At 69.9% G+C, this 11,163-nt stretch carries 10 protein-coding genes; 4 read left to right on the top strand and 6 right to left on the bottom strand.

Features of this window, described 5'->3' with window-relative positions; translation table 11 throughout:
• The coding region (locus tag ACTS11_RS11615; RefSeq protein ID WP_442640476.1) for a patatin-like phospholipase family protein at positions 1-1,382 on the top strand (1,382 nt) is incomplete at its 5' end.
• A gap of 4 nt (positions 1,383-1,386) precedes the next feature.
• On the opposite strand, the gene ACTS11_RS11610 is transcribed toward ACTS11_RS11615, so the two are convergent.
• The 4 genes from ACTS11_RS11610 to ACTS11_RS11595 form a co-directional block, all read right to left on the bottom strand.
• A complete protein-coding gene (locus ACTS11_RS11610) occupies positions 1,387-1,773 on the bottom strand; it encodes a hypothetical protein (RefSeq protein ID WP_442640475.1) in 387 nt (128 codons plus the stop codon).
• Positions 1,770-4,271, bottom strand: coding sequence for a GcvT family protein (locus ACTS11_RS11605; protein WP_442640474.1), 2,502 nt, complete (start codon positions 4,269-4,271; stop codon positions 1,770-1,772). The genes ACTS11_RS11610 and ACTS11_RS11605 overlap by 4 nt, the downstream gene beginning before the upstream one ends.
• A 113-nt stretch (positions 4,272-4,384) precedes the next feature.
• Positions 4,385-5,257, bottom strand: coding sequence for a hypothetical protein (locus ACTS11_RS11600; protein ID WP_442640473.1), 873 nt, complete (start codon positions 5,255-5,257; stop codon positions 4,385-4,387).
• A 2-nt stretch (positions 5,258-5,259) separates the two neighbouring features.
• Entirely contained in the window at positions 5,260-6,246 is a 987-nt protein-coding gene (locus ACTS11_RS11595; protein WP_442640472.1) for a 2-hydroxyacid dehydrogenase, read from the bottom strand.
• A 200-nt stretch (positions 6,247-6,446) separates the two neighbouring features.
• Between ACTS11_RS11595 and ACTS11_RS11590 the strand changes: the two genes are divergently transcribed.
• The 3 genes from ACTS11_RS11590 (at position 6,447) to ACTS11_RS11580 (ending at position 8,301) form a co-directional block, all read left to right on the top strand.
• Positions 6,447-7,010, top strand: coding sequence for an SH3 domain-containing protein (locus tag ACTS11_RS11590; protein WP_442640471.1), 564 nt, complete (start codon positions 6,447-6,449; stop codon positions 7,008-7,010).
• A gap of 52 nt (positions 7,011-7,062) precedes the next feature.
• Positions 7,063-7,668 carry a GNAT family N-acetyltransferase gene (locus ACTS11_RS11585; protein ID WP_442640470.1) on the top strand — a complete coding sequence of 202 codons (606 nt, stop codon included), beginning with the start codon at positions 7,063-7,065 and terminating at the stop codon, positions 7,666-7,668.
• A 114-nt stretch (positions 7,669-7,782) separates the two neighbouring features.
• A complete protein-coding gene (locus ACTS11_RS11580; RefSeq protein WP_442640469.1) occupies positions 7,783-8,301 on the top strand; it encodes a peptide-methionine (R)-S-oxide reductase in 519 nt (172 codons plus the stop codon).
• A gap of 141 nt (positions 8,302-8,442) precedes the next feature.
• Here ACTS11_RS11580 and ACTS11_RS11575 read toward each other — a convergent pair whose 3' ends face one another.
• Positions 8,443-8,769, bottom strand: a complete 327-nt coding sequence (locus tag ACTS11_RS11575) for a hypothetical protein (protein WP_442640468.1) — start codon at positions 8,767-8,769, stop codon at positions 8,443-8,445.
• Positions 8,770-9,051: 282 nt separating this feature from the next.
• Positions 9,052-11,079 carry a M3 family metallopeptidase gene (locus tag ACTS11_RS11570; RefSeq protein ID WP_442640467.1) on the bottom strand — a complete coding sequence of 676 codons (2,028 nt, stop codon included), beginning with the start codon at positions 11,077-11,079 and terminating at the stop codon, positions 9,052-9,054.
• Positions 11,080-11,163: the final 84 nt, after the last annotated feature.

The raw sequence follows: 11,163 nt of genomic DNA, 5'->3' as shown, positions 1-11,163 counted from the left end.
CCTACTGCGTGGTGCCGTCGGCCGGCGCCCCCCTGCCGGAGGATTTCGTGCCGGACCTCGCCCGGGCGATGGGGCGGCACATGGCGATCCGCACGGTGACGGAAGCCACCTTCCGCGACGCGCTCGGCCCCGGCTGCGACCCCGCGAGCCCCGAGGCCGTGTCCTGGCTGAACGCGCAGGAGCGGACCGCCGACGCGGTGCTCTTCGTCGCGGGAACCGGCGCCACGGACTGGTCGCGCGCGGCGCTGCGGCAGGCCGACCACGTCATCCTCGTGGCCCAGGCGCTGCGCCACGCACCGCCCTCCGAGATCGAGGCGATGGCGCTCGACCTCGTGCCCGAGAGCCAGCGGCGCCTCGTCCTGATCCATCCCCACCGGATGCGGCACGCGAGCGGCACCGCGCGGTGGCTCGGCTCGCGGCCGGTCTTCATGCACCACCACGTCGCCCTGGCCGAGGACGGCCTCGACATCGCGCGGCTCGGGCGGTTCCTGACCGGACAGGCCATCGGCATGGTGCTCTCGGGCGGCGGGGCCTTCGGGGTCGCGCATGTCGGCGTCTGGCGCGCGCTCGGCGAGGCCGGCGTCCCGCTCGACATCGTCGGCGGAACCTCCGTCGGCTCGGCCATGGCCGGGGCCATCGCGCTCGGCCTGACCGCCGAGGAGATCGGGCCGCGTGTCGAGGAAATCTTCGTGCGTTCGGGCGCGATGCGGCGGGTGACGGTGCCGAAATACGCGTTCCTCGACCACAAGGTGCTCGATGCCGCGCTCCTCAAGCACTACGGCGAGGGGCCGGTGGAGGATCTCTGGCTGCCCCACTACGCGGTGGCGGCCGACCTCTCCTCGAACGAGATGGTCGAGATCCGGCGCGGCCCTCTCTGGGAGGCGGTGCGCGCCTCTTCCGCCATTCCCGGCATCCTGCCCGCCTTCTACACGCCGGAGGGGCAGATGCTGGTCGACGGGGGCTGCATCGACAACATGCCCTTCCGGACGATCCACCGGCTGAAGTCCGGGCCGAACGTCATCGTCAACGTGCAGAAGGAAACGGGCCAGCGCTTCCATGTGGACTACGGCAGGCTGCCCGGTCGCGCCGAGCTGCTGAAGCGGTCGGTCCTGCCCTTCGGCAAGGGCGCGCCGCGCGCGCCGGGGGTGATCTCCACGGTGATGCGCTCGCTCCTCGTGGGCCAGTCGGACATGCTGAAGGCGTTGCGCCCGACGGACATGATGATCCGGCCTCCGGGGCTCAGCGGCGCGGGCTTCCTCGCCTGGGGCCAGCACAAGCTGTTCCACGAACTCGGCTATCGCCTCGCCGTCGAGACCTTCGAGGCCGCGCGGCGCGAGGGCGACCCGGCCATGGCGGCGCTGTTGAAGGCGGCTGAGGGCTGAGGCCTCAGCGCGGGGCGTAGCCCAGGGCGAGCGCGCCGCAGGAAAGGGCGAGGACCAGCGCCAGCGGCACGCCGTGGAGCCGCTCGGCCCTGCTCCGGCTGGCCGCGTTGCCGAGAAGGCTCAGCGCGAAGAGCGCGGCGAAGGCCCCGAGGATCGGACGCACGAACACCGGCGGACGGAGGGCGGCAAGGCCCGCCGCCTGCGCCGCCACCGCCGCCCCGAGGAGCGCGAAGGGCACGACCGCGAGGCTCGCGGCGCGAAGCCGTCCGGGCAGCACCCGGTGCGCCCCGCCCCAGGCCATGCGCCCGAGCGGCAGGCCCGCCGCCAGCATCGCCTGGAACAGCGCCAGCCAGAGGAAGCCTCCGACCGCGATCCAGCCGGCGACGCTCACCCGTCGGCGCGGATGACGGCGTTCGCGGGATCGTAGGGGCTGTCCTCCACGACCTCGGCGTCCCAGAGCTCGCGGAACATGCGGACCTTGAGCTTCGTGCCGACCTCCGCGAGGTCGGGCCGGACGTAGCCCATGCCGATCTGCTTGCCGAAGGCCACGGAATAGCCGCCCGAGGTCAGCCGCCCGATCTTCTGCCCGTCATGGAGCAGCGCCTCGCGCCCCCAGGGGTCGGCGTCGGCGGGGCCGTCGATCAGGACCGTCACGCATTTCGAGCGGATGCCGGTCGCGAGCATCCGCTCCTTGCCATGGAAGTCCTTGTCGAGGTCCACGAACCGGTCGAGCCCGGCCTCGAGCGGCGTCGCGTCGCGCCCGAGCTCCGTCCCGAAGGCGCGGTAGGACTTCTCCTGCCGGAGCCAGTTCTGCGCCCGCGCGCCCACGGGCTTCAGCCCGTGCTTCGCTCCGGCCTCCATCAGCCGGTCCCAGAGGTAGGCCTGCATCTCGATCGGGTGGTGCAGCTCCCACCCGAGCTCGCCCGTGTAGGCCACGCGGATCGCGCGCACGGGGCACATGCCGAGCTCGATTTCCCGCATCGAGAGCCAGGGGAACCGCTTGTTGCCCAGCACTGTCTCGGGCTCGCGGTCGCGCACGATCTCCTTCAGCACGTCGCGCGACTTCGGCCCGGCGATGGCGAAGACGCCCCATTGCGTCGTCACGTCGTGGATGTCCAGGTAGGCACCGCCCGCGCCCATGAAGTCCTCGGCCGACTTCCGCAGGAAATCGGCGTCGTAGGCTGTCCAGGCCCCGGCGGAGACGAGGTAGTACGCGTGCTCGGCGAGGCGCACGATGGTGTATTCCGTCCGCACCGTGCCGTGGCAGGTCAGCGCGTAGGTCAGGTTGATCCGCCCGACCCTGGGCAGCTTGTTGCAGGTGAAGCCGTCGAGGAAGGCGGTCGCCCCCGGCCCGCGCACCAGGTGCTTGGTGAACGCGGTGGCGTCGATCAGGCCGGCGGCCTGCCGGATCGCCTCGGCTTCGGCCATGGCGTGCTGCCACCAGCCGCCGCGCCGGAAGCTGCGGGTGTCGTGGTCGAAGCCCTCGGGCGCGCCGACGGGGCCGTAGTAGTTCGGCCGCTCCCAGCCGTTGACCTGCCCGAACTGCGCGCCAAGCGCCTTCTGCCGGTCGTAGGCGGGCGCGGTCCTGAGCGGGCGGCAGGCCTCGCGCTCCTCGTCGGGGTGGTGGAGGATGAAGACGTGCTCGTAGCATTCCTCGTTCTTGCGCGCGGCATACTCGGTCGTCATCCACGCGCCGTAGCGTTTGGGGTCGAGCGCGGCCATGTCGATCTCGGCCTCGCCCTCGACCATCATCTGCGCGAGGTAGTGGCCGGTGCCGCCCGCCGCCGTGATGCCGAAGCTGAACCCTTCGGCCAGCCACATGTTGCGCAGACCCGGCGCCGGGCCGACCAGGGGGTTGCCGTCGGGCGTGTAGCAGATCGGGCCGTTGAAGTCGTCCTTCAGGCCCACCGTCTCCGAGGTCGGGATGCGGTGGATCATCGCCATGTATTCCTCCTCGATCCCCTCGAGGTCGAGCGGGAAGAGGTCGGCGCGGAAGCTCTCGGGCACGTCGTAGAGGAAGCGGGCGGGCGCGTTCCGCTCGTAGGGGCCGAGAATCCAGCCGCCGCGCTCCTCGCGGACATACCACTTGGCGTCGGCGTCGCGGAGGACCGGATGCTCGGGGTTGGTCTTGCGCCAGTCGACGAGCGCCGGGTCGGGCTCGGTGACGATGTACTGGTGCTCGACCGGGATCGCGGGGATCTTGATGCCCAACAGCCGCGCGGTCCTCTGCGCGTGGTTGCCCGTGGCGGTCACGACATGCTCGGCGGTGACGACGACCTGCTCGTCGGAGGGCACGAGGTTGCCGCCCCGCTCCTGCATCCTGGTGCAGGTGACACGCCACTCGGACCCGGTCCATTCGTAGCCGTCGACCTGCCATTTCCGCTCGATCAGGACGCCGCGCTGCCGTGCGCCCTTGGCCATCGCCATGGTCACATCGGCGGGATTAATGTAGCCGTCCGTCGGGTGGTAGATCGCGCCCTTCAGGTCTTCGGTGCGCACCAGCGGCCAGCGCTCCCTGATCTCGGCGGGCGTCAGCCACTCGAAGGGGATGCCCACCGTCTCGGCCGTCGACGCATAGAGCATGTACTCGTCCATCCGCGCATCGGTCTGCGCCATGCGCAGGTTGCCGACGACGGAGAACCCGGCGTTGAGCCCCGTCTCCTCCTGAAGCGACTTGTAGAACTTCACCGAGTAGTCGTGGATGTGGCTCGTCGCGAAACCCATGTTGAAGAGCGGCAGGAGGCCCGCCGCGTGCCAGGTCGAGCCGCTCGTCAGCTCGTCGCGTTCGAGGAGCATCACGTCCTCCCATCCCGCGCGGGCGAGGTGGTAGGCGATGGATGTGCCGACGGCGCCGCCGCCGACGACGAGGGCTTTCACATGGGTCTTCATCTGGCGGAGCGCTCCGGCGAGGGATTCTGACGTCCCGCCCTCATTGCCCGAGCGCGGCGCCGGACGCCTCGCCCACCCGACGCAATGCGGTGCGAAAGCGACATGGGGCGCGCTCAGACCCCGAGGCTCTGGCGCAGGATCGTCATGGCGCCCCAGAGAAGCAGCGCGGGCAGCACGAGGATGCGCAGCGCGAAGATTCCGATGAGGGTGAGAGAGGCGTGGAAGAGATCATCGGCACGGTCGAGGAAGACGCCGACCGCCTCGGTGTAGCGTTCCAGGGCTTCCGGGGCGTCGCCCACCGCCGCCCATGCAGCCGACATCCGATCCCAGACGTTCCCGAGGAGGCCTGTAGTCTCACCCGCGAGCTCCTCGGCGATCTCCTCCGCATCGCCGGCCCCGAGCAGCGTCGCCGCTTCCGTCGTCACCGCGTCGAGCGTCGCGATCGCGTCGTTCCAGCGTGCCTCGGTCATCCACTGGCCCATCGCGACGCCGAGCGCGAAGACAGCGGGCAGGACGAGGCCCAGCGCCGCGCCGAGCGAAAGGGCGCGGCGGCTTGGCCCCAGCGCGGGCGCGGCACCGGGCCAGAGCGCGCAGCCGCATCTCCCCAGGAGGCCCACGCCGAGAACGACGAGACCGAGCGACGCCACGGGGCCGATCCCGACCGAGGCGACCGCCGCACCCGCAGCCACCGCGAAAACGACGGAGGCCACGCGCTCGACCGTATCATCGACGGGCTCCAGAACCTTGAGCGGTTGGGCGCCGACCTGTGCGACGACCGCGGCGCCGACCTCGATCTCCTGCGCGACGGAGAGGGCAGAATTGATGACGCGGAGCGAGACGTAGACTGCGGTGGTCGCCAACGTGATGTTGTCCGCCGCAGCCTCGGCGGGCTCAACGAGCGGATTGAGAGGGTCGTCTCCTGAAAGGTCCAGAACGCCCACGAAAAGCGCGATCAGCCCGGCGATCCCGAGAAGGGCGGCGCGCATCCTCACAGCATCGAGGGCACGACCATGTCCGGCGGACGGTGGCCGTCGGCGAAGGTCTTGATGTTGATGATGACCTTCTCGCCCATCTCGGCGCGCCCCTCGCGCGTGGCCGAACCCATGTGCGGCAGGAGCACCACGTTCGGCAGCTCGCGCAGGCGCGGGTTCACCTCGCGCCCCTTCTCGAAGACGTCGAGGCCCGCGCCCGCGATCTCGCCCGCCCGGAGCATCCGCGTCAGCGCGTTCTCGTCGATCACCTCGCCGCGCGAGGTGTTCACGATGATGGCCTGCTGTTTCATCAGCTTCAGCCGCCGCGCGTTCATCAGGTGGAAGGTCGAGGGCGTGTGCGGGCAGTTGACCGAGATCACGTCCATCCGCGCGATCATCTGGTCGAGGCTCTCCCACCAGGTCGCCTCAAGCGGTTTCTCGATGTCGGAATGAAGGCGGCGGCGGTTGTGGTAATGGACCTGCATCCCGAAGGCCCGGGCCCGCCGTGCGACCGCCTGCCCGATCCGCCCCATGCCGAGGATGCCCAGCCGCTTGCCGCCGACGCGTCCGCCCATGAAGGCCGTGGGCGCCCAGCCCTTCCAGTTGCCCTCCTGCATCACGGCCATGCCTTCGGGCACGCGGCGCAGGACCGAAAGGATCAGCGCCATGACCATGTCGGCGGTGTCGTCGGTCATCACGCCGGGCGTGTTCGAGACGAGGATGCCCCGCTGCCGCGCCGTCGCCACGTCGATGTGGTCGACGCCCGCGCCGTAGTTCGCGATCAGCTTCAGCCGGTCGCCAGCCTGCGCCAGCATCGCCTGGTCGATCCGGTCGGCGATGCAGGGCACCAGCACGTCGGCGCGGTTCATCGCCGAGACGAGCTCGGCCTTGCTCAGCGGCGCGTCGCTCTCGCTCAGCTCGACATCGAAGAGTTCCTTCATCCGTGTCTCGACGGCCTCCGGCAACCGTCGCGTCACGACAACACTCAAGCGGTCTCCTGCCATAGGACACGTTCCCTCGCTGGCGTTCCGGGCCTGAGCGTGACACTCTCGCATCCGCCGGAGGGGCGCAAGAATGTCCGCCCGGCCCGCGACAATAACCGCATCGCGCGCCGGCAGACCGGCGGGACGGTGACGAAAAGGGCAGAGCAGTGCGACGCAGTCTCGCAGGAGCTTTCGGATTCGCCTCGGCGGCGGTGATCGCCGTGGCACTTTTCACGTTGGATCTCGCGAATGCGGAGGAGGAGGCGCCGGGTCCGGCGCCCGCTGTGCTTCCCGCGCTCGCCAACCGCGCCGATGCGCCCGAGGCGGTGCCCGCCCGCGCGGAGGCCTCGCCCGAGCGGATCGGGCCCGTCACCGGCTTCCCCATCCCGCGCTACGTCTCGCTCGGCGCCTCCGAGAGCAACGCGCGCCGGGGCCCCTCGCGCAGCCACCGCATCGACTGGGTCTTCACCCGCCGGGGGATGCCCGTGATGATCGTCGCCGAGCACGGCCACTGGCGGCGGATCGTCGACCGTGACGGCGTGGGCGGCTGGGTGCATTACTCGCTCCTCTCCGGTGTCCGCACGGCGCTCGTCGAGGTGGACATGACCCCTCTCTACGTCCGGCCGGACACGGGCAGCCCGGTGCGTGCCCGCGCCGAACAGGGGGTGATCGGGCGCCTGCGCGAATGCCGTCCGGACTGGTGCCTGCTCGAGGTCGGCGGCTATCGCGGCTGGGTCGAGACGGCGGCGATCTGGGGCGTCGATCCGGGCGAGGCCTTCGACTGACGGTCACGCAGGTCCCCAGGCGTGCTAGAAGGGGTCGCACGGAGGCAACCCGGTGATCCTCGAGCCCATCGAGACGAGTCTTCGGGACGGCACGCCCGTCCTGATCCGCGAGGTGACGCCCGCCGACGCGGACCTCCTGCGGCTCGGCTTCGATCACCTGTCCGAGACCTCCCGCCAGTTCCGCTTCTTCGGTGCCATCCGGGCCCTCAGCCCCGAGCAGGTCGCGGCCTTTACCAGCGAGAGCGACCGCGACCATGTCGCCATCGGCGCAGCGGTGCCCGTCGCGGGCACCCTCGACCCGGCGGGAAGCGCCCGTTACGTGCGTCTGCCGTCCGATCCGCGCGAGGCGGAATACGCGCTGACGGTCGTGGACGCCTGGCAGCGGCGGGGGCTCGGCAGCCTGCTCCTCGGCATCCTCGCCGCCATCGCGCGGCGGAACGGAATCGAACGGCTGACGGGTTACGTCCTGCGCGCCAACCGTCCGATGCTGACGCTGCTGGAAGGGCTCGGCGCGCGGCGGCGGATCGGCTGCGACGCCTCCGTGCACGAGATGGTCCTCGACCTGCCCTCCGATCCGGCGGACTATCCGCCGACGCCCGCAGGCGAGACCTTCCGGCGGGCGCACGAACTCTGCCGCACCCGCGCCCCCTCCGCCTGACCCTGCCCGCACGACCCTAGGGTTCACGCCGTCCTCACGGCGGCGTCACATGCCCGGAACGTGAATTGCAGTTGAAGCGTGCTTCCCATTCCATTCCCGAAGGAGGGCAACGCAATGAAAGACCGAAATCGGAGCCGACGGCAATTCCTCGCCGCAATTGCCGCCACCACCGCGACGCCACTCGCCATCCCGCGTCCGGCCGCCGCCGAGGTCCAGATGGACGGGACGTTCGAGTTCGAAATCACCCGGAGCGCCGAGGAATGGCGCGCAATGCTGTCCAAGCACGAATTCAGGCTTCTGCGCGAATTCCGCACGGAGCTCCATTTCTCCTCCCCGCTCTGGAACGAGGACAGACCCGGGCACTATGCCTGCCGGGGCTGTGACCTCGACCTCTACGGATCGGAGTGGAAGACGAACCTGACAATCGGCTGGGTCTTCTTCCGCCATTCCCGGCCCAACGCCACGATGACGGCCATCGACGTTGTCGGCGCGGGGGACGACGGCACGCCCGAAACCATGATCGAGACCCATTGCCGCCGCTGCGGAAGCCATCTCGGCCACATCGTCTCGGTCGAGGGCGAGGTGCTTCACTGCATCAACGGCACGAGCCTGGTGTTCACCGCCACGGCGTGACGCCGAAAGGAGCCCGGAATGGAGGACCGGCCCCACATGGGCCGGTTTTTCACTTACGGAGCTGCTGTTTGCCCGCCCGGAACGCGAAAGGACCCGCCCGATGGGGCGGGTCCGGGCGCTCCGGCGGAGCCGTCCGCCGGTTCATTCGTCCATGAGGCTTTCGGCGCGCAGACGGGCGAAGATCTCGGCGGCGTAGGCGGGATCGGACATGATGATCGTCACGCCCTGCTGGCCGCGCACGTCGCCCGCGCTGTCCGCGTCCATGTTGAAGTGCGCGAAGACCTGAGCGAGCGTCGTGTTGTCGCCGAGGTCGACCATCATCGGCGCGTTCGCCGGCGACATGCGGACATCGCCCGCGCTGTCGGCGTCCATGTTGAAGTGCATGATCGCGAAGTCCGTCGAGGACTGCGCCAAGACCGGCCCCGCGAGGAGGGCGGCGGCGATCGCGGCGGCGGTGAGCATTTTCATTTCGTTTTCCCTTTCCTGGTCAATGGATACCCTCGCCGGGAAATCTCCATTCCCGGTCGGGCTTTTCCGCTGTTTACGTTTCTGCGAGCCTTTGGATCATTCCCCTCTCGCAATTCTGATCCTGCTCACGAAAGAGGCAGCCATTCAATTAAACTAGCGGTCTCGCAAATTCACGAAGGGAGGATGAATTGTTTCAGCGCCGCCACCCCACGCACGGCGTGCGCAGGGGTGGTGGCAGGAAAACCAGCAGGATATCCGGGTGTTATGCCGGGGCGGCGGCGATCACGCCGCCCGGTCGAGTCCCCGCCCCTTGAGGAGCGCTTCGACACCCGGCATCCGGCCTCGGAACGCGGTGTAGAGGGCGTCCGCCTCCTCCGAGCCGCCGGCGGAGAGGATGTGGCGCTCGAGCTTCGCGGCGAGGTCGCGGTCGAAGGGGTCGCCCGCCTCCTCGAAGGCGGCGAAGGCGTCGGCGTCCATCACCTCCGACCACATGTAGCTGTAGTAGCCGGAGGAATAGCCGTCGCCTGCGAAGACGTGGGCGAAGTGCGGCGTCGCGTGCCGCATCCCGATGGCGCGCGGCATCCCGAGGCGGGCGGGCGTCGCCTCCTGCGCCGCCATGGGGTCGTCGGGCGCGGCGCCGTCGTGGAAGTCCAGATCGACGAGCGCCGAGGCCACGTATTCCACCGTCTGGAAGCCCATGTCGTAGGTCTGCGCCGCCAGCAGCCGGTCAAGCAGCGGCTGCGGAATCGCCTCGCCGGTCCGCGCGTGGCGGGCGTGGGTCTTCAGCACCTCCGGCACCTCCAGCCAGTGCTCGTAGAGCTGGCTCGGCAGTTCCACGAAGTCGCGCGCGACGGAGGTTCCGCTAATCGAGCCATAGGTCACGTCCGACAGCATCTGGTGGAGCGCGTGGCCGAATTCGTGGAACAGCGTCCGCGCATCGTCGTAGGAGAGGAGCGCGGGGTTGCCCTTGGCGAAGTTGCAGACGTTGACCACGATGGGCCGTGTCTCGCCGCCGAGCTTCTTCTGGCTCCGCATCGCCGAACACCAGGCGCCCGATCGCTTCGATCCGCGGGCGAAGTAGTCGCCGATGAAGACGGCCATGTGCCGCCCCTCGCGCGTCACCTCCCAGGCGCGGGCGTCCGGGTGGTAGAGGTCCACCTCGAGCGGCCGGAACTCCAGCCCGAAGAGGCGCGTGGCGCAATCGAAGGCCGCATCGATCATCGCCTCGAGCTGGAAGAAGGGCTTGAGCTCCGCCTCGTCGAGGTCGTGCTCGGCCTTCCGCCGCCGCTCGGCGTAGTAGCGCCAGTCCCAGGGCTCGAGCGGGCCATTCACGCCGTCCTCGCGCATCATCTCCTCGAGGACGCGCGCATCCGCCTCGGCCGAGGCCTTCGCAGGCTCCCACACCGCCATGAGAAGGTCGCGCACGCGGTCCGCGCCGCCCGCCATCTCGGTCTCGAGCTTGTAGGCGGCGAAGTCGGCATAGCCGAGGAGCTTCGCACGCTCGTCCCTGAGCTTCAGCACCTCTGCGGCGATCTGCCGGTTGTCGGTCGCCCCGCCATTGGCCCCGCGCGCGGTCCAGGCGCGCCAGGCCGTCTCGCGCAGGTCGCGGCGGGGCGAGAACTGGAGGAACGGCACGATGAGCGAGCGCGACAGGGTGACGACCGGCCCTTTCGCGCCCTTCTCCTCCCCGGCGGCGCGGGCGGTGTCGATCACGAAGTCGGGCAGCCCCTCGAGATCGCCCTCGGACAGTTCCATGAACCATTCCCGCTCGTCGGCCAGCAGGTTCTGCGTGAAGGACGTGCCGAGAACGGCGAGACGCGACTTCACCTCCGTCAGCCGGTCGCGCGCCTCGCCCTGCAGCGCCGCGCCCGAACGCACGAAGCTCCGGTGCGTGAGGTGGAGGACGCGCATCTGCTCGGGCGTGAGGCCGAGGCTGTCGCGCGCCTCCCAGAGCGTCGCGATCCGCGCGAAGAGCGCCTCGTTGTTCACGATCTCGGACGCATAGGCCGAGAACTTCGGCGCATAGTCGCGCTGCAACGCCTCGCGGGCGGGGTTCGAATCCGACCCGGCGAGGTTGAAGAACACGCCCGCCACCCGGTCGAGGGTCCTGTCCGCCAGTTCCAGCGCCTCGATCGTGTTGGCGAAGGTGGGCGGCTCGGGATTGTCCGCGATGGCTGCAATGGCCGCCCTCCCCTCCTCCAGCGCGGCATCGAGCGCGGGAGCGAAATGCGCGTCCTCGATGGCGGCGAAGGGCGGCAGGCCGAAGGGCGTCGTCCAGTCGGCGAGCAGGGGATTGGCGGCGTCGGTCATGTGGGGCTCCCGGGGAATGTCTCCCCGGAAACCTAGTCCGACGCCGCCGGGGTTGCGAGGGGCCTATTCGACCGTGACAGTGAT

Origin of the sequence: Roseicyclus sp. (assembly GCF_052168335.1) — a bacterium.
Taxonomy (GTDB): Bacteria; Pseudomonadota; Alphaproteobacteria; order Rhodobacterales; family Rhodobacteraceae; genus Roseibacterium.
Note: the sequence above shows the minus strand (reverse complement) of the source record. Positions and strands in the feature narration are given on the sequence as shown.

What these genes read in the sequence shown, in the direction of transcription:
- ACTS11_RS11605 (WP_442640474.1), bottom strand. Translation starts at nt 4,271, where the DNA reads ATGAAGACCCATGTGAAAGCCCTCGTCGTCGGCGGCGGCGCCGTCGGC.
- ACTS11_RS11600 (WP_442640473.1), bottom strand. Translation starts at nt 5,257, where the DNA reads ATGCGCGCCGCCCTTCTCGGGATCGCCGGGCTGATCGCGCTTTTCGTG.
- ACTS11_RS11595 (WP_442640472.1), bottom strand. Translation starts at nt 6,246, where the DNA reads ATGGCAGGAGACCGCTTGAGTGTTGTCGTGACGCGACGGTTGCCGGAG.
- ACTS11_RS11580 (WP_442640469.1), top strand. Translation starts at nt 7,783, where the DNA reads ATGAAAGACCGAAATCGGAGCCGACGGCAATTCCTCGCCGCAATTGCC.
- ACTS11_RS11575 (WP_442640468.1), bottom strand. Translation starts at nt 8,769, where the DNA reads ATGAAAATGCTCACCGCCGCCGCGATCGCCGCCGCCCTCCTCGCGGGG.
- ACTS11_RS11570 (WP_442640467.1), bottom strand. Translation starts at nt 11,079, where the DNA reads ATGACCGACGCCGCCAATCCCCTGCTCGCCGACTGGACGACGCCCTTC.